We start from the raw sequence: 17,666 nt of genomic DNA on the forward strand, positions 1-17,666 counted from the left end.
GATGGCGCAGGCCACGCTGCTGTTGCCTCCGCGTACCCGCCTGGTGGGACAGGCACTGCCGGCCGATGTGGCGCGGGCGTTGGGGCGCGCGGATCGCGCGGCCGGTGAGGCAGGCGAGCATGCGCAGCTGCGGCGCCACTTCCAACTGGTGCCGGACCATTGGCCGGTCGCAGCCCTGACGCGCCAGCGCGACGCAAGGGATGCCGCCGGCGCGTTGTGGCTGCGTGCCGATCCTGCGCGCGTGTCGCCCGACATGAATGGCGCGCGCATGCTGGCGTATGGCGAGGCGCTGGCGCTGGGCGGCGAAGACATCGCGGAGTTGCTGCCGGCACTGAAGCCGCTGTTCGGCGATGCCGGCATGCTGCTGGACGCGCCGGATCCCGCCCGCTGGTACCTGCGCCTGCCGCCCGACGCGAAACTTCCGGTGTTCGCGCCGGTGAATGACGTGCTGGGCGACGATCTCTTCGCGCACCTGCCGGAAGGCGAAGCGGGCCGCCGTTGGCGTGCCCTGCTCAGCGAAGCGCAGGTGCTGCTGCACAACCACCCTTGGAACGCACAGCGCGTCGCGCAGGGCAAGCCGCCGGTGAACTCGCTTTGGTTCTGGGGCGGCGGCGTGCTGCCGGACTTCGTACGCACTGGTTTCCGCCAGGTCAAAGGCAACGATGTGCTGTTGCAGTCGCTGGCGCATGCGGCCGGGGTGGAACCCGTGCACGCGAACGGGGAGGGCGGCGTGGATGCGCTGATCGACCTGCGTCATCTGCGCAATCTGGATCTGCTGTGCCGTGACGCGTTGCAGCCTCTGCTGGACGCCCTGCACAAGCGCGAGTTGGATGGGCTGACCCTGGACTTCGAGGATGGCGCGCTGTTCGCGCTGCGCCGCGAGCAACGCTGGCGCCTCTGGCGCCGCCCGATGCAGCGCCTGGACACGCTACGCCCGGACCACGTTCCGGCATGACCTCGCCCAGGATCCGCCGTCGGACCATCGCGGCGAATGGTCAGTGGCCCGAAGGCGTGCCGGTGCTGCTGCAACGCCTCTACGAAGCCCGCGGTGCGCTTTCGATGGACCAGGCTCAACCACGCCTGGCGCAGTTGCTGCCGCCCGACCAGCTCGGCGGCCTTGGCGGCGCCACCGCGTTGCTCGCCGATGCGATCGCGCAGGACCGGCACATCGTCATCGTGGGTGACTTCGATTGCGATGGCGCCACGGCGTGCGCGGTCGGCGTGCGTGGCCTGCGCCTGCTGGGCGCGCGGCACGTGACGCCAGCGGTGCCCAACCGCATGGTGCATGGCTATGGATTGTCGCCTTCGCTGGTGGATGAACTCGCCGCGCTGCAACCCGACCTGCTCGTCACGGTCGATCACGGCATCGCATGCCACGCCGGCATCGCGGCGGCGAAGTCGCGGGGCTGGCAAGTGCTTGTCACCGACCACCATCTGCCCGGCGAAACGTTGCCGCCGGCCGACGCCATCGTCAATCCGAACCTGCGCGATGACCCGTTTCCCAGCAAGGTGCTGGCCGGCGTCGGGGTGATGTTCTACGTGTTGCTGGCGTTGCGACGACTCCTGCGCGAACGGGGCACGTTCGACGGCGCGGGGCCGGATCTCTCCACGCTGCTGGATCTGGTCGCCGTGGGCACCGTGGCCGATCTCGTGCCGCTGGATGCGAACAACCGCGCCCTCGTCGGCGCAGGCTTGCGCCGGCTGCGGGCCGGGCAGGCATGTGCGGGCCTGCAGGCATTGATGCGTGTGGCAGGCCGCGAGCCGGCGCGCCTGACCGCAGCCGACATAGGTTTTGCCATCGCGCCACGGTTGAATGCGGCCGGACGGCTGGAGGACATGGCCCTTGGCATCGCCTGCCTGCTGACCGACGATGCCACGCAGGCCGAAGAGATGGCGCGTGTGCTGGAAGGCATCAATGCCGAGCGTCGTGGCGTGCAGCAACAGATGGTGGATGAGGCGCAGGCTGCGCTCGCGCGCATTGATGTCGCGGAGGGCGGGCAGGCGCCGCTCGCCCCGTGCCTGTTCGATCCGGAATGGCATCCCGGCGTGGTGGGTCTGGTCGCCTCGAAGATGAAGGAGCGCCTGCATCGCCCGGTGGTGGCCTTCGCGCCCGCAGAGCCGGGCAGCGCCACGCTGCGCGGGTCGGCGCGCTCGATTCCCGGCTTCCACATCCGCGACGCGCTTGCGGCCATCGACACTGCGAACCCCGGCCTGATGCAGCGCTTCGGCGGCCATGCGATGGCGGCGGGGCTGTCGCTCGATGAAAGTGCACTGCCCGTGTTCCGTGATGCCTTCCACCGCCATGCCGCCGCGATGCTCGACGACGCCTTGCTGCAGGAAGAACTCCTGAGTGACGGCGAACTCCAGCCCGGCGAACTGGACCGCGTGCACGCGGAAGCGCTGCGTGGCGCGGGGCCATGGGGGCAGGGATTCCCGGAGCCCATGTTCGATGGCGTGTTCGACGTGCTGGACTGGCGCGTGGTGGGCGAGAAGCACCTGAAGTTCTCGTTGCGCCTGCCCGGGCATGCGGCACCGTTGAACGCGATCCAGTTCAACGGCTGGCACGACCAGCCACCGCCTTCCCGCATACAGGCCGCCTATCAACTGGACACCGACGACTGGCAGAACCGTCGCGGCATCCAGTTGCTGGTCCGGCACTGGCAACCGGCCGCTTGAGGGCGCCGGTCAGCGCTCCGACCAGGCCAGGGGCTCCGGACTGCGGGACGGCACTTCCCCGGCACGTTTCAATCCGAACAAGGGCCGCAGCCATCCCACGCGGCGGATCACTTCATAGCCGGCGAAGCACGCGGCGAAGGTGATCGCTACCAGCAAGGGGCCCTCCACCGTCGGCGGTATCGCCAACGGTTTCAGATGGTGGGCGACGACCACGGTCACCGTCTGGTGCAGGATGTAGACGGGAAACACCGCCGGCACCAGATAGCGCAGCGCACGATTGTCGGCAGGACGCCAGTGCCGGGCGAAACCCAGTACCGCCACGATGGCGCACCACTGGTTCAGCCCCCAGGCCAGCCGCATCCCCATGCGTGCCCAGTCGGGCGGTGCCGCGTCCGCAAAATGCGCGAAGTAGGCGACCAGCCCGGCCCAGCTCAGCAGCCAGGCGACCAGGGCTGGCCAGCGCTGGCGTTCGATGGCATCCCACACCCCGTCCGTACGGGCGATGAGGAAGCCGAGCAGGAACACGCCGAAGTACTGCACGTGGTTGTACCAGTCGTCCACCAGGGCGTGCGTCTGCTCGAAGCGGCCGATCATCAGCACGCGCGCCACGCCGAGGAACAGGACGGGACCGGCCAGTACGCCGATGCCGGAAAGCCAACGACCCAGCTGGCGCTCCGCTGCATTGATGCCGCGGGGCACGAGCTTCCAGAGCAGCCACAGCGCGACGGTGTAGACCCACAGGTAAGCGACGAACCACAGATGGTTCCATGTCGGGACGTCCAGGCAGCCGTCGGCATCGCAGAAGCCGTCATGACCGGTCAGGTAGCGCGCGTAGAACGCCAGGTAGCCCTCGTGGTAGCCGCCAGGCAACTGTTCGACCACCTCGTAGTAGGACTGCGGCGGCACGATCACCAGCATGCCGAAGACTAGCGGCACCAGCAGCCGCCATGAACGGCTCCCAAGAAAGCGCATCCGCCCCCCCGGAGCATCGGCGGCCCGCCGCGCCTTGCCGAGCAGGAATGCCGTGGCGCAGCCGGACACCAGGAACAGCAGCGACAGTCGCCAGGGGGAGCTGAGCATCATGAACGGTTCCAGCGCGTGGCTGGCGCCGGGGCTTTTCACGTGCCAGTCCCAGGTCACGTAGTACATGCCCACGTGGTACAGCACCAGCAGCCCGAAGGCACAGACGCGGACCCAGTCCAGATCGTGGCGGCGTTGCATGATCGTCTCCTTCGTCAACAAGACGGCCAGCGTCGGGCGCCGTGCGTGTCCGCGCCATTGCGAGGGGACGCGTGGTGGACGGGCAGGGGCCAGTCGAGGGAAGCAAGGGACGAGTTGCGGCGGTGATGCGGGAGCCGCGGGCTAGAATGCGCGCATGACGGAACGGGCCCCGCCGACTTACGAACGCTACCTGCCCTGGCGGCGATGGGTGGAGATCGGGTTCTGGGTGGCGATGATCGGCGCCAACTGCATCGGCAACAGCATGACCACGCTGATCGACATGCGGCGGCAGGGCTCCGGCGTGGAGGCCTGGGAGCCGGCCGTCTGGGAGGTGAGCAGTGCGCTGGTATGGCTGCTGGTCCTGATCCCGGCGATCGCCTGGTACACCCGACGCTTCCCCCTGCACTGGGAAAACTGGCGCCGGCGGATACCCGAGTACCTGCTGGCGAGCATCGTGGTCTGCATCATCCACGTGGTCGGCATGGTCGCGTTGCGCGTCTTGGCCTACCGTAGCCAGGGCATGACCTACGAGTTCGGCCCCTGGCCTCGCGAACTGGTCTACGAGTACCTGAAGGATATCCGCAGCTTTGCCACGATCGTCGTGCTGGTGGAAGGCTACCGCTTCCTGCTGCGGCGCTGGCAGGGCGAAGCGAGCCTGCTGGCCGAGCCGGACGAAGGTCCGCCGCTGGAGCCGGTGGATCGTCCGGAGCGCTTCCTGGTGCGCAAGCTGGGCCGCGAGTTCCTGGTGGCGGCCAACGACATCGAATGGCTGCAGGCCGCAGGCAACTACGTCAACCTGCGGGTACGCGGTCACGACTACCCACTGCGGAGCACGATCGCCGGCATCGAGACCCGCCTGGATCCTCGCCGTTTCACCCGCATCCACCGCAGCTACATCGTCAGCCTGGACCAGGTGGCCTCGATCGAGCCGCTGGACACCGGTGATGCGCGCGTGCACATGAAGGATGGCAGCGCGCTACCCTGCAGCCGCCGCTACCGGCAAGACCTGCGTCAGCGGACCGGGGCCGAGGCCGCCTAGGCGGCGCGGGTCGCCGGCACGCGCGGCAGACGTTCCACGGCGTAACTGGCCACCAGTTCGATGGCGCCGCTGCGGACCGCGCCTTCAGGCTCCTCCAGCAGCGTTTGAAGGGCGATGCCGGGCGGGAGCGTCCGCCCCCACAGACCGGCCCATGCGTTGCGCCGGTCCTTGGCCGCATACAGGGCGCGATCGGCCATGCGCAGCGCGTAATCCCAACCGCCTGTGGCGTTGTCGAAGAACGGGAAAGGGGCGAAGCCCAGCGAGACGGTCAATGGCCAGCGCTGGCCGGGCGCCAACTCGTGCACATCGCACAGTGTTTCCTGCACGCGCGCCGCCACCGTGCAGGCCTGGGCCTCGGTCAGGTCCGCGCACGCCATCAGGAACTCCTCGCCCCCCCAACGGGCGATGACGTCGTCCGCGCGCCCCAGTGCGCGCAGCTGGCGCGAGAGCGCGACCAGCACCTGGTCGCCGGCGTGGTGGCCATGACCATCGTTGACCTGCTTGAAGTGGTCGATGTCGATGAGGAACAGCACATGGCGCGTACCGGCGGCGTGGCGCTGCAACGACATGGCCTTCAGCGACTCCGTGGCGGCGCGGCGGTTGCGCAGGCCGGTCAGGGGATCAGTGGCACTGACCTTGCGCAGCTGCCGGTTCTTGCGACGCTGCAACAGACCGAAGCCGACGCCCGCCAGCACCAGCAGGGTCATCAGTGCCACACCAGTACGACGCAGGAGGGTGGATTTCTCGTCGTTCAGCGCGCGGATCTGTGCCTGGTGGCGCATCTGCTCCAGTTCGCGCTGGGCGCTCGCGCTATCGCTGCGTGCCTGCAGGTCGGCCAGCAACTCCAGCCGCTGATGCCTCAGCGCTTCCATCTCCAATCCGTGCAGGCGGGCACCCACCGCCAATGCTTCGTCTGCCTCACCCAGCGCGGCATGCGCCGCCATCCAGGCGAGCAGGACTTCGCGCTGTTTCTGCGGCTGAGGCTGGTTGTCGACCAATGCCCAGGCGGCGCGGGCGGTCTCCAGCGCCTGCACGTGTTCACCGGCCTTGCGCTGCAGGACCGACAGTTTCGCAAGCGAGCCCGCCTGCCCGGGCAGGTCTCTGTTCTTCGCCTGTTCGCGGATGGCCGCTGCCAGCACCGGCCGGGCCAGTTCCAATTGCCCCTGCCGGATCCACAGGCCGGCGCGCTCGCTGCGCAGGCGATGCATCACGGTATGGGCTTGCTGGCGCTGGGCCATGGCTTCACCCGCGTCGATCATTTCCATGGCGTCTGCATCGCGCTCCAGCGCGACCAGGTTGAGCGCATGGTTGTGCACGATCAGGGGGTCTTCCAGTCCCACGTCGTGCGCTGCGGCCAGGGCTTTGAGGTAGTACGTGTCGGCCACATCGGGCGAGGCCAGATAATCGGCATGGATCAGCCCGATATTGTTGAGTGTGGCGGCCTGCACCAGCCCGGCATCGTGTTCGTCGAGCCGCGAAGAGACGTCGTAGGCGCGGAGGTAAGCGGCCTCCGCGGCGCGGATGTGGCCTGCGCCCTGGTAGATCGCCCCGATCTGCGAATAGGCCCGCATCTGCAGTGCGGGTGCGAGGTCCGGCGTGTCATCGACGCGCCGTTCCATCCGCTCGGCGGCGCTGATCGCCCGCGCCGGGTCACCGCTCAGGCTGGCGGCAATGCCCAGGCAACTCAGCGTCTTGAGTTCATCCTCGACGCTTAGGTCCTTCGCCTGCAGCAGCGCATCCGCCAGCGCGACCGCCCTGGCGGGTTCGTCGCGCCTCAGCTTCAGGCACTGGCTGACCTGGCTTGCGCGCCCCGCCACGGGCGCTGTCGGCGCATCGCCCGCGCAGGCCGCGGAGAAGGCGGACGCCAGCGCCAGGCCGAGCAGGCCGGACAGCAGCGATGCGGACGGTGCAATGGGGATGGTCATGCCGTGGGTGGCTCTGGGCAGGGCATCGGGTGCGATGCAAGAACCATTCCGGAAACGGCGTGGCGCACCGCTCTGGTATCCTTGCTGACCGATTCCATCCCCCGTCACAGTCCCCATGATCGAGCTCAATCCCATCCGCCAGCGCATCGCCGACCTGCAGGACAGGCTGGCCTCGCTCCGGGGGTATCTTTGACTACGATGCCAAGCGCGAACGCCTGGAAGAAGTAAACCGCGAGCTGGAAAGCCCGGACATCTGGAACAACGCCGAGTACGCGCAGCAGCTGGGTCGCGAGCGCTCACTGCTGGACAAGACGGTCAACGGCATCCGCGACATCGAGGAAGGCCTGACCGGCGCGGGCGAGCTGCTCGAACTGGCGGAGATGGAGAACGACGAGGACACCGCGCACGCCGTGGTGGCCGACGTCGAGCGCTATGCCGCGCACGTGGACAAGCTGGAATTCCAGCGGATGTTCTCCGGCAAGATGGATAGCTCCAATGCCTTCGTCGACATCCAGGCCGGTGCCGGCGGCACCGAGGCGCAGGACTGGGCGGAAATCCTGCTGCGCATGTACCTGCGCTGGTGCGAGTCGCGCGGCTGGAAGACCGAGCTGATGGAAGCCAGCGGCGGCGACGTGGCCGGCATCAAATCCGCCACGCTGCGCGTGGAAGGCGACTTCGCCTATGGCTGGCTGAAGACCGAGACCGGCGTGCACCGGCTGGTACGCAAGTCGCCGTTCGACTCCGACAACCGCCGCCACACAAGCTTCACCTCGGTGTTCGTGTCGCCGGAAGTGGACGACAACATCGACATCGACATCAATCCGGCCGACCTCAAAACCGACGTCTACCGCTCCTCCGGCGCCGGTGGCCAGCACGTCAACAAGACCGAATCGGCGGTGCGCATCACCCACGTGCCCACCGGGATTGTCGTGGCTTGCCAGACCGGCCGCAGCCAGCACCAGAACCGCGACAACGCGATGAAGATGCTGGCCGCCAAGCTGTATGAGCTGGAGATCCAGAAGCGCAACGCCGAGCGCGATGCGGTGGAAGCCACCAAATCCGACATCGGCTGGGGCAGCCAGATCCGCAACTATGTGCTGGACCAGAGCCGCATCAAGGACCTGCGTACCGGCATCGAACGCACGGACACGCAGAAGGTGCTGGACGGCGACCTGGACGAGTTCGTGGAGGCCAGCCTCAAGTCGGGCCTGGAAGCGGGCTCGAAACGCATCGACGCCTGATCCGCCCACGAATCACTTGTGGGAGCGACGCAAGTCGCGAGCTCTTCCGGCACTCGTTCGCGACTCACGTCGCTCCCACGTCCCAGGACACGATACGACCCCATGACAGACCACACGCTTCCGCAGGACGAGAACAGCCTCATCGCCGAGCGCCGCGCCAAACTGACGGCCTTGCGCGGGCAGGGCATCGCGTACCCGAACGACTTCCGTCGCACCGACTACGCGGGCGACCTGCAGGTGCAGTACCAGGACGCTGAGCTGTGGAACGGAGAGACACTCGAGCGTGGCGGCCGGCGCGTGAAGCTCGCGGGACGCATGATGGCGAAGCGGGTGATGGGCAAGGCCAGCTTCGTTCAGATCCAGGATGAGAGCGGCCGCATCCAGTTGTTCCTGCAGTCCAATGCGCTGGGCGAGACCTACGATGCGTTCAAGGGCTGGGACATCGGCGACATCGTCGGCGTTGAAGGCGGCCTGACGCGGACCCGTACCGGCGAACTGTCCGTGAAGGCCGACGCCTTCCGCCTGCTGACCAAGGCGCTGCGCCCGTTGCCGGACAAGTGGCACGGCCTGTCCGACGTGGAACAGCGCTACCGCCAGCGCTACGTGGACCTGATCGTCACGCCCGAGGCGCGCGATGTCTTCATCAAGCGCTCGCGCATCATCCGCGCGATCCGCGAATGGCTGGATGCGCGCCGCTTCCTGGAGGTGGAAACGCCGATGATGCATTACATCCCCGGCGGCGCGGCGGCCAAGCCCTTCACCACGCATCACAACGCGCTGGATCTGGACCTGTACCTGCGCGTCGCGCCCGAGCTGTACCTGAAGCGGCTGGTGGTCGGTGGACTGGAGCGCGTGTACGAGATCAACCGCAACTTCCGCAACGAGGGTGTCAGCACGCGGCACAACCCGGAGTTCACCATGCTCGAGCTGTACGAGGCCTACGCCACGTATACCGAGATCATGGACCTGACCGAGGGCGTGATCCGGGACGTGGCACACGAGGTGCTGGGCACCGGCCAGGTGGCGTGGGACGGGCAGGACATCGACCTGGAGCCGACGTTCCGCCGCTGGCGCATGGACGAGGCCGTGCGCCACCACAACCCCGAAATCAGCGTCGCCGACTGTACCGACCGCGACGCGCTGGCGCGGCATTGCGAGCGTCTGAAGATCCACGTCAAGCCGTCCTATGGCTGGGGCAAGCTGCTGCTGGAGATCTTCGAGAAGACCGTGGAACACACCCTGGTCCAGCCGACCTTCATCACCGACCACCCGGTCGAGGTGTCGCCGTTGGCCCGCGCCAACGACAACCACCCCGGCTATACAGACCGCTTCGAGTTGTTCATCAACGGCAAGGAACTCGCCAACGGCTTCTCCGAGCTCAACGACCCGGAGGACCAGGCGGCGCGCTTCATGGCCCAGGTCCAAGCGAAGGAGGGCGGAGACGACGAGGCCATGCACTTCGACGCCGACTACATCCGGGCGCTGGAAGTCGGCCTGCCACCGACCGGCGGGTTGGGCATCGGCATCGATCGCCTGGTGATGCTGCTGACCGGTTCGGACTCCATCCGTGACGTGCTTCTGTTCCCCTACATGCGCCCGGAAAGCCAAGGCTGATGGGCACGCCCCAAGCGTCAAGAGAGTGACGCTCAGGGGCAGAATGGGCTCCCGTCTGCATGACGCGGCGGGGCCACGGGCCGGCGATGGAGTCGCCATCAGGCCTTTCACTCTGCTGTACCCCTCGTCAAGGACGGACGGAAAGGCCTCATTCCGTGACGGAGGTCACTATGTTCTGTCCTGATACTCCCTGGCCACGGCTGGCACGTTTCCTGCGACGATTCACGCGCAGGCCGGTCAATTTTCCGCCGCCTGCGCCGATAGAGATCAGGGGAGGGGGCCCCGGGATTCGCATCGGTTCCCTTCGTGGATCACGGACCCTGCCCGGGTCCGCGCCGCCGAACAGGACTGCCGACATGCTAGATGCGAGCGTTGCCACCGCCGGAGTATCCTTGCCCGACAGCCACGTGATGTGGCCTCAAGGGGTGGGTAACGCTTTGAATATCGTCATCGTCGACGATCAGACGTCTGCGCGCACCATGCTGCGCCATGTCATCGAGGACATCGCGTCCGAACTGACCGTCCACGACTTCGGCGATCCGCTGGCCGCGCTGGAGTGGTGCGAGAAGAACCGCACCGACCTGCTGCTGCTGGACTACCGCATGCCGGGCATGGACGGGCTGGAATTCGCCCGCCGCTTCCGGCGGCTGCCGATGCACCGCGACATCGCGATCATCCTGATTACCGTGGTGGGCGATGAACCCATCCGCCAGGCCGCCCTCGAGGCGGGTGTCATAGATTTCCTGGTCAAGCCGGTGCGTCCGCGCGAGCTGCGCGCCCGCTGCCGCAACCTGTTGCAGCTCCGCCAGCAATCCGAGAACGTCAAGCAGCGTGCGCTCTCGCTGGAGCAGCGCCTGCTGTCCAGCATGCATGAGGTCGAGGAACGCGAGCGCGAAACGCTGTCACGGCTGGCGCGTGCCATCGAATATCGCGACAGCGGCACCAGTGCGTACCTGGAGCGCATGGCCCATGTGGCCGGCCTGATCGCCGAACAGCTCGGCCTGCCCGAAGACGAAGTACGCACCATCGAAATGGCCGCCCCGCTGCATGACATGGGCAAGATCGCCATCCCGGACTCGGTGCTGATGAAAGCCGGCCCGCTGACGGCGGAAGAAACCGATGTCATGCGTCGCCACCCGAAGATCGGCCACCAGTTGCTGTCGGGCAGCCAGAACCGCTTCATCCAGACCGGTGCCCTGATCGCATTGCGCCACCATGAGCGCTACGACGGCAGCGGCTACCCCGATGGCCTCGTGGGTGAGCAGATCCCGTTGGAAGCGAGGATAGTGGCGGTTGCGGATGTCTTCGACGCGTTGATCTCGCCGCGCCCGTACAAGAAGGCCTGGGAAAAGGACGCAGCGCTGGCTTATCTGTATGCCCAGCGCGGCCGCCTGTTCGATCCCGCATGTGTCGACGCGCTGATCCGTGGGCGGGCGCGGCTGGACGACATCTGCGAACGCTACTCGACGGTGCAGAGCCGTCCAGGGATGGAGTAAGCCATGTCCAATGTCCTTGCATGGATCAAATCCCGCCTGGCGCATCGTGGCGACAGCGAACACGGCCAGGCCCTGATCCGCGTCGCACTGATCTCCATCATCCTGACCTATGCGCTGCTGCCGTCCTCGCGCGCTGCACTCCAGGCGGACGAATACACCATCGTCCTGACCATCATCACATCGGGCCTGGTCAACAGTCTTGGCATCTTCGCCTGGCTGCTGGTGCAGCCGGGCAAGTCCCATGTCCGTCGCGGGCTGGGCATGATCGCCGACTACGGACTGCTTGCCGCTGCCATGATCGGCATGGGCGAGCCGCTTTCGTGGGCGTACGTCGTGCTGATGTGGATCACGGTGGGCAATGGCCTGCGCTATGGCAACCGCTACCTGGTGGTCGCTGTTGCCATGGCAAGCGCCGCCTTTGCGACCGTAGTGGCGATGAATGACTACTGGCGCAGCAATATGACCCTGGGTGTCGGTCTGGTGCTGGGCCTGATCGCCGTGCCCATGTACCTCTCCGGCCTGTTGCGCGACCTGACCCGTGCCACCGACGAGGCGCGCCGCGCCAACGAGGCGAAGAGTCGGTTCCTGGCGAACATGAGCCACGAATTCCGCACGCCGCTCAATGGCCTGGCGGGCATGTCGGAACTGCTGGCGACCACGCGCCTGGATGCCGAACAGCGCGAATGCCTGTCCACGATCCAGGCGTCCACGCGTACGCTGCTGGGCCTGGTCGAGGACGTGCTGGATATCTCCGCCATCGAGGCGGGCAAGGTCAAGCTGAACGTGGTCGAGTTCGCGCCGCGCGAACTGGTGGAGAGCATCGGGCTGATCCTGATGCCGCAGGCGCGTGGCAAGCAGGTCCGCTACGAAGGACACGTGGACGATGCCATCCCGCTGAAGCTTCGCGGTGATGCTGGCCACCTGCGCCAGGTGCTGCTCAACCTTGCCGGCAACGCGGTCAAGTTCACCGATGAGGGCGAGGTGCGGGTGGCGGTCACACCGATGATGGTGGATGGGCAACACATGCGCCTGCGCTTCACCGTCACCGATACCGGTATCGGCGTTCCCGTGGCCTTGCGCGAACGGTTGTTCGAAGCGTTTGAACAGGCGGACGGCAGCCTGTCGCGGCGCTACGGCGGCACGGGCTTGGGAACGACCATCGCGAAGGGGTTGACCGAAGCGATGGGGGGCACCATCGGCTTCGAGAGCAATGAACAGCGCGGCAGCTGCTTCTGGGTCGAGTTGCCGTTCGAAGCGGTGCCGGAGCGCGTCATGGTGCCGGCGGTGCACGGCCATGCCGAATGGCTGCAGGAGGAACCCGAAGCATCCAGTGCAGAGAACATCATTGCGTTCTCCGATCCGTTCCTGCGCCATCGTGCGCGCGTGCGCAGCATGCAGATCCTCGTGGCCGACGACCATGAGGCCAACCGCATGGTCGTGCAACGCCTGCTGCAGAAGGCGGGGCATCGCATCACCTGCGTCAATGGCGGCGAAGAAGTGCTCGACGCATTGGAATCGGCATCCTACGACGCGGTGATCTGCGACCTGCACATGCCTGGCCTGAGCGGTCTGGATCTACTCAAGCAACTTCGCGTGATGGAAGCCGGCAGTGGCAGTCGCACGCCGGTACTCATCCTCAGCGCCGATGTCACGCCGGAGTCGATCCAGCGCTGCGAACAGGCCGGTGCCCGTGCTTTCCTGGCCAAGCCGGTGGTCGCCACCCGACTGCTGGACGCGCTGGCGGACATCGCCACGTCGGGTCGTGTCTCCGCGACCGCGACGGTGGCCACGCCCGCACGTGCTGAAGTGTCTGACGGTGTGCTCGATGTCAGCGTGCTGGACGAACTCACCGCGCTCGGCATGGGCGAAGCTTTCGAACGCGAATTCATCGAGCAGTGTCTCAACGATGCGGATGGATGCATCGGCGCCATGGCCCATGCGATGGAGCGGGGCGATGGCGAACACCTGCGCGAACACGCGCATGCGCTGAAAGGCGTGGCCAGCAACCTTGGGCTGGTAAAACTTGCGGCCGCCGCGGGCGAAATGATGAGCCTGGCCGACTGGCAGATCACGCGTGAATGGCGGCACCGTCTGGCGGCGCTCAACTCGCATCTGAGCCATGGTCGCGCGGCGCTGGATGCGCGGCAACGCGTGCGTGGTGCCGTCGAGAAAGGCGGCGAGGGCACTTCGTCGTGACGCGCGGATCCGCCGCAGCTCATGCGGCGGCATGCAGTGGTGAAGCGCAAGACCTCGGACATCCACGGGATGGATGGTCCCTGGCGAGTACGGTGACCCGGACTCGCCCTTGAAGACGCGCAGGCGCGCTTCAACCCCCTGATTCTCCCTGCCGGTTCGCAGCAGTCTACGGGTGGTGCTTTCAGGCGGCGCGGATGGACCGCTTCTCCTGCGCGCGGACGATGCGTTCCATCATCTTCAACGATTTGTCGCCCAGGGTCAGCGCGGTATCCACCCACACTTCGGTGATGCCCATCAGTTCGTCGTAACCAACCGGCTGGGCCAGGTTGCGGCAGGCATTCAGCGCCAGGTGCGCGTGCGGTGAACGACGCTGCTTGTCGATGATGGTCTGCACGGCGGCGGCGCCCTGGCCCTTCGGCACCAGCACATCGACCACGCCCATCCTGTACAGCTCGTCGCTGGTGTAGATGTTGCCTTCCAGGATGATCTTCTCGGCGACCTGCGGCGACACGCGCTTGCACAGGAAGGAGTAGGCGCCCATGCCCGGGAACAGGCCGAACAGTACTTCCGGCAGTCCCATGTCCACGCCTTCTTCGGCCACGATGGTGTGGCAGGACAACGCGATCTCAAGGCCGCCACCCAAGGCATCGCCCTGGATCAATGCGATGGTGCGGACGTCGCCGCCGAGGCCGGTGTTGAGGTGGTGGACACCATCGATGCAGCGACGCGCGTAGCTCAGCAGGCGGTCGCGGTTGTTCTCGCGGATCAGTTGCGAGAACAGTTCCAGGTCGCCGCCAAGGTTGAACGCATTCGCATCGGATGCGATCACCAGATGACGCAGCTTGCCGGGCTGGCGCTGCGATTCGCGCAAGGTGATCGAGTTGGTGAAGCTGAGCACGTCGTCGAGCATCTGGCTTCGGAAGCAAGGACGCACGCCGGGTGCCGCATCGGAATGCATGTACAGCCAGTGGGCATCACCGCTGGGTTCGGATTCGACGCGGATGGTCGGGAAGGCACGGGTGCGCTGCAGTTTTTCGACGTTGTTCATGAGGAGCTCCATGGAGGGTTTCTTGCCCGCGCGGCAGGGGAAGCGGGTGACGGATTTATGTGACGCAGGTGGCATCACGCGCCGATCCTACACCTGAACGAATAATTAAAATCCAGTGCACGCGCGCGCTTGTGCGAGGGAAAGCGCGCTAATGGCATACCAGCATCGAAATTTGTGATGCGCGTCTAGAATCTGCCTCTAAAGTCCTGAACAAAAAGAAAAAGGCCGACACAAGGCCGGCCTTCTTCAGATACATGAACAGGGTTCAGGATGCCTTGGCGGGCTCCCGCAATTCCTTGCGCAGGATCTTGCCGACGTTGGTCTTGGGCAGTTCCGTGCGGAACTCGATGTGGCGCGGTTGCTTGTAACCGGTCAGGTTGTCGCGACAGTACGCCTTCACTTGTTCGGCAGTGAGGTTGGGATCCTTCTTCACGATGAAGACCTTCACGGCCTCACCCGACTTGTCATCCGGCACGCCGATCGCAGCGACTTCCAGCACCCCTTCCAGCCCGGCGATGACGTCCTCGACCTCATTCGGATACACGTTGAAGCCGGAGACCAGGATCATGTCCTTCTTCCGGTCGACGATGTAGAAGAAGCCGTTCTCGTCCATCTTCGCCATGTCGCCGGTATGCAGCCAGCCATCGGCGTCCATGACGTTCGCGGTTTCCTCAGGACGCTGCCAGTAGCCCTTCATCACCTGCGGGCCCTTGATGCACAGTTCACCGACCTCGCCGACGGGCACGATGTTGCCATCGTCGTCCTTCAGACAGGCATCGGTCGAGGGCACCGGCAGGCCGATGGCGCCGTTGTAATCGTGCAGGTTCATCGGGTTGATGCAGGCCGCAGGCGACGTTTCGGTCAGGCCGTAGGCCTCGACCAGCGTTACACCGGTGACCTTCTTCCATTTCTCGGCCACCGCACGCTGCACGGCCATGCCGCCACCGAGCGTCATCTTGAGATTGGAAAAATCGACTTCATCGAAACCGGGCGTGTTGAGCAAGCCATTGAACAGCGTGTTGACGCCGGTTATCGCGGTGAAGCGGTTGGCCTTGAGTTCCTTGACGAAGCCCGGCATGTCGCGAGGATTCGTGATCAGGTGATTCAGTCCGCCGAGCTTCATGAAGACCAGGCAGTTCGCCGTCAGCGCGAAGATGTGGTACAGCGGCAACGCGGTGATGATCACTTCGTTGCCGTAGTCGAGGCCGGTTCCGACCCATACACCTGCCTGCTGCATATTGGCCACGAGATTGCGGTGCGTGAGCATCGCGCCCTTGGCCACGCCGGTGGTACCACCGGTGTACTGCAGGAAGGCGATGTCGCCGGAATCGATGTCGACCTCGGGCAGTGTATGCAACTGCCCCAGTGTCAGCGTGTCCTTGAAGCGTACGGTGCCGGGGATGTCGTAATCCGGCACCATCTTCTTCACGTACTTCAGCACGAAGTTGACGATGGCACCCTTGGGGAAACCGACCAGGTCGCCCAGTGCCGTGGTGATGACCTGCTTGACCTGCGTGCCGGTCAGGGCTTCCTGCGCGGTCTTGCCGAAGTTGTCCACGACCAGCAGCACGCTGGCGCCCGAGTCCACAAGCTGGTGCTTCAGTTCGCGCGGGGTGTACATCGGATTGACGTTGACGACCGTCAGTCCCGCGCGAAGCACGCCGAAGATGGCGATGGGGTACTGCAGGCAGTTCGGCATCATGATGGCGACACGGTCGCCCTTCTTGAGCTTCAGTTCGCCGAGCAGGTAAGCCGCGAACTGGCGGCTGAGCTTGTCGATCTCGCCGTAGGTCAGGGTCTTGCCGAAATTGCGAAACGCGGGGCGGTCGCGGTACTTGCTGATCGCCTCATCGAAGACGGACACGATGGAGCGGTACTGCTCCAGGTCCACTTCCTGCGGCACGCCTTGCGGGTAACTCTTGAACCACGGACGTTCCTGACTCATCGTTCTGCTCCCTCCCCAGGGTCTTCGGGCTGCCTTGCGGCGAACTGTGGGCAAGCGCCCGGTCACGGGCGCCTGTCGGGAGCATACCGTTCCGGATGGAAAAGGCGAAGGTTTCGATGTCGACATTGAGGTGGAAGGGAGTCGGGTGTCTCCTGGCGCTGATGATGGGCCTGGTCGCGTGCACGACCGATACTCCCGAGGCGCAGCTGCGGCAACGGTTCGACGACATGCAGGCGGCCGCGGAAGAGGGCCGTGTCGGCGATTTCATGGACGGTGTGAGTCGAGACTTCAGTGGTGATGGCGGCATGGATCATGCTGCGCTGCACAACCTCCTGAAGATGCACACGTTGGCGAATGCGCGCATCGGCGCTACCACGGGTCCGCTCGATGTACGGGTGGATGGCGAAAGTGCTTCGGTTGCATTCCATGTATTGCTGACGGGCGGGAACGGTCGATTGCTGCCCGGGCAGGCCAGCACCTACGAGGTAACGACGGCCTGGCATCGCGAGGACGGAGACTGGCGCGTCTACCACGCGCAGTGGGAGGACGCCCGGTGATCACTTCACAGGCGTGAGTTTTCCAGGTGTCCATCGGTAGCGGAGCGTCTTGGCGACGCTGGGACAGCAGCGTGGATCATCCGGACCAGGCCACTTCGTCTTGAGTTCCACCACGCCTTGGCGGACCGTCATGGCTTCGACGCTGCCCAAGGGCTCCAGCGTTTCTCCTGCCGGCATGTAGCGCGCTCCGTTTTTTGCCAGCACTGCAACGCCATGGTTCCAGTAGGTGGGGCCGTACATGGTCCACAGAACGACGATTTCGTCCTGGCCATCGCCGTCGAGGTCTGTCACCACGACATCGCCCGCCTCATAGCCTTCCTGTGGATTTCCGCCTGCCGACTGCTTGCCGGTGACGTACTGCTCGGCGATGCGCCTGGCTTGTTCGGCGTCAGGCGATGCTGCCAGCACGATGGGCGCCGTGGCTCCTGCCAGGCAGGTAGACGCCAGCAACACACACAGGCGAAGGATCATGATGTTCATGTCGCTGGCTCCCGACGTCGAACGAAGGCTCTCTCCGGTTCAACGCAACCCGCGTGTGCGACCGGCAACGTGTCGAACGCCGTTGCCGAAGCGCATGCGGAGGCGAGGTCCACGCCGGACAGATTCGAGCAAGGGGACAGGGACGCGAAGTCCCGTCCGAAGGCGCTCCTGCTCATGAACAGGGCCGCCTCAGGGCGGCCCCGTTTCTCTGTCGCTGGAACCCGTCGA

The 17,666-nt window shown here is 65.7% G+C and carries 13 protein-coding genes; 8 read left to right on the top strand and 5 right to left on the bottom strand.

The window, feature by feature from the left end:
- Window position 1 precedes the first annotated feature (1 nt).
- Complete coding sequence (locus tag FB548_RS14120; RefSeq protein ID WP_142125411.1) at window positions 2-955, top strand: phosphoglycerate mutase; 954 nt, start codon at window positions 2-4, stop codon at window positions 953-955.
- Complete coding sequence (gene recJ / locus FB548_RS14125; RefSeq protein WP_142125412.1) at window positions 952-2,676, top strand: single-stranded-DNA-specific exonuclease RecJ; 1,725 nt, start codon at window positions 952-954, stop codon at window positions 2,674-2,676. The genes FB548_RS14120 and recJ overlap by 4 nt, the downstream gene beginning before the upstream one ends.
- A gap of 9 nt (window positions 2,677-2,685) precedes the next feature.
- Here the strand turns inward: recJ and FB548_RS14130 are convergent, their stop codons facing one another.
- A complete protein-coding gene (locus FB548_RS14130; protein WP_142125413.1) occupies window positions 2,686-3,897 on the bottom strand; it encodes an acyltransferase family protein in 1,212 nt (403 codons plus the stop codon).
- Window positions 3,898-4,051: 154 nt separating this feature from the next.
- On the opposite strand from FB548_RS14130, the gene FB548_RS14135 reads away from it, so the two are divergent.
- Complete coding sequence (locus FB548_RS14135) at window positions 4,052-4,936, top strand: LytTR family DNA-binding domain-containing protein (RefSeq protein ID WP_142125414.1); 885 nt, start codon at window positions 4,052-4,054, stop codon at window positions 4,934-4,936.
- Here FB548_RS14135 and FB548_RS14140 read toward each other — a convergent pair.
- A complete protein-coding gene (locus FB548_RS14140) occupies window positions 4,933-6,861 on the bottom strand; it encodes a GGDEF domain-containing protein (RefSeq protein WP_185742117.1) in 1,929 nt (642 codons plus the stop codon). The genes FB548_RS14135 and FB548_RS14140 overlap by 4 nt on opposite strands.
- Before the next feature lie 115 nt (window positions 6,862-6,976).
- Here FB548_RS14140 and prfB point away from each other — a divergent pair.
- From prfB to FB548_RS14160, 4 genes are all read left to right on the top strand, one after another.
- Window positions 6,977-8,102 (top strand): peptide chain release factor 2 gene (gene prfB / locus FB548_RS14145; protein ID WP_142125416.1). Its coding sequence is split into 2 segments (ribosomal slippage): window positions 6,977-7,051 and window positions 7,053-8,102, totalling 1,125 coding nucleotides; the frame shifts between segments, so codons are not numbered across the junction.
- Window positions 8,103-8,204: 102 nt separating this feature from the next.
- Window positions 8,205-9,716 (top strand): lysine--tRNA ligase, encoded by a 1,512-nt coding sequence (gene lysS, locus FB548_RS14150; protein WP_142125417.1) that lies wholly within the window; start codon window positions 8,205-8,207, stop codon window positions 9,714-9,716.
- A gap of 356 nt (window positions 9,717-10,072) precedes the next feature.
- Window positions 10,073-11,212 carry a two-component system response regulator gene (locus FB548_RS14155; RefSeq protein WP_142125418.1) on the top strand — a complete coding sequence of 380 codons (1,140 nt, stop codon included), beginning with the start codon at window positions 10,073-10,075 and terminating at the stop codon, window positions 11,210-11,212.
- Window positions 11,213-11,215: 3 nt separating this feature from the next.
- Window positions 11,216-13,408 (top strand): ATP-binding protein, encoded by a 2,193-nt coding sequence (locus FB548_RS14160; protein WP_142125419.1) that lies wholly within the window; start codon window positions 11,216-11,218, stop codon window positions 13,406-13,408.
- A gap of 181 nt (window positions 13,409-13,589) precedes the next feature.
- On the opposite strand, the gene FB548_RS14165 is transcribed toward FB548_RS14160, so the two are convergent.
- Together FB548_RS14165 and FB548_RS14170 are read right to left on the bottom strand one after the other, a co-directional pair.
- On the bottom strand, window positions 13,590-14,456 hold the full coding sequence (locus FB548_RS14165) for a crotonase/enoyl-CoA hydratase family protein (protein WP_142125420.1): 867 nt from the start codon (window positions 14,454-14,456) through the stop codon (window positions 13,590-13,592).
- A 265-nt stretch (window positions 14,457-14,721) separates the two neighbouring features.
- The gene (locus FB548_RS14170) at window positions 14,722-16,401 is read right to left on the bottom strand and encodes a long-chain fatty acid--CoA ligase (RefSeq protein WP_142125421.1); all 1,680 of its coding nucleotides are present in this window, start codon (window positions 16,399-16,401) and stop codon (window positions 14,722-14,724) included.
- Window positions 16,402-16,565: 164 nt separating this feature from the next.
- Here FB548_RS14170 and FB548_RS14175 point away from each other — a divergent pair, with 164 nt between their 5' ends.
- Window positions 16,566-16,958: a nuclear transport factor 2 family protein gene (locus FB548_RS14175; RefSeq protein ID WP_221625966.1), complete on the top strand. Its 393-nt coding sequence runs from the start codon at window positions 16,566-16,568 to the stop codon at window positions 16,956-16,958.
- On the opposite strand, the gene FB548_RS14180 is transcribed toward FB548_RS14175, so the two are convergent.
- Window positions 16,959-17,438, bottom strand: a complete 480-nt coding sequence (locus FB548_RS14180) for a hypothetical protein (RefSeq protein WP_142125423.1) — start codon at window positions 17,436-17,438, stop codon at window positions 16,959-16,961. It abuts the gene before it with no gap.
- Between the last annotated feature and the right edge of the window lie 228 nt (window positions 17,439-17,666).

The sequence above is a fragment of the Pseudoxanthomonas sp. 3HH-4 genome, from assembly GCF_006716465.1.
GTDB lineage: Bacteria > Pseudomonadota > Gammaproteobacteria > Xanthomonadales > Xanthomonadaceae > Pseudoxanthomonas_A.

Coding starts and splice junctions, on each gene's coding strand:
- FB548_RS14160 (WP_142125419.1), top strand. CDS start 11,216: ATGTCCAATGTCCTTGCATGGATCAAATCCCGCCTGGCGCATCGTGGC.
- FB548_RS14120 (WP_142125411.1), top strand. CDS start 2: ATGGCGCAGGCCACGCTGCTGTTGCCTCCGCGTACCCGCCTGGTGGGA.
- FB548_RS14170 (WP_142125421.1), bottom strand. CDS start 16,401: ATGAGTCAGGAACGTCCGTGGTTCAAGAGTTACCCGCAAGGCGTGCCG.
- lysS (WP_142125417.1), top strand. CDS start 8,205: ATGACAGACCACACGCTTCCGCAGGACGAGAACAGCCTCATCGCCGAG.
- recJ (WP_142125412.1), top strand. CDS start 952: ATGACCTCGCCCAGGATCCGCCGTCGGACCATCGCGGCGAATGGTCAG.
- FB548_RS14135 (WP_142125414.1), top strand. CDS start 4,052: ATGACGGAACGGGCCCCGCCGACTTACGAACGCTACCTGCCCTGGCGG.
- FB548_RS14155 (WP_142125418.1), top strand. CDS start 10,073: ATGCTAGATGCGAGCGTTGCCACCGCCGGAGTATCCTTGCCCGACAGC.
- FB548_RS14165 (WP_142125420.1), bottom strand. CDS start 14,456: ATGAACAACGTCGAAAAACTGCAGCGCACCCGTGCCTTCCCGACCATC.
- FB548_RS14140 (WP_185742117.1), bottom strand. CDS start 6,861: ATGACCATCCCCATTGCACCGTCCGCATCGCTGCTGTCCGGCCTGCTC.
- FB548_RS14130 (WP_142125413.1), bottom strand. CDS start 3,897: ATGCAACGCCGCCACGATCTGGACTGGGTCCGCGTCTGTGCCTTCGGG.
- FB548_RS14175 (WP_221625966.1), top strand. CDS start 16,566: ATGGGCCTGGTCGCGTGCACGACCGATACTCCCGAGGCGCAGCTGCGG.
- FB548_RS14180 (WP_142125423.1), bottom strand. CDS start 17,438: ATGAACATCATGATCCTTCGCCTGTGTGTGTTGCTGGCGTCTACCTGC.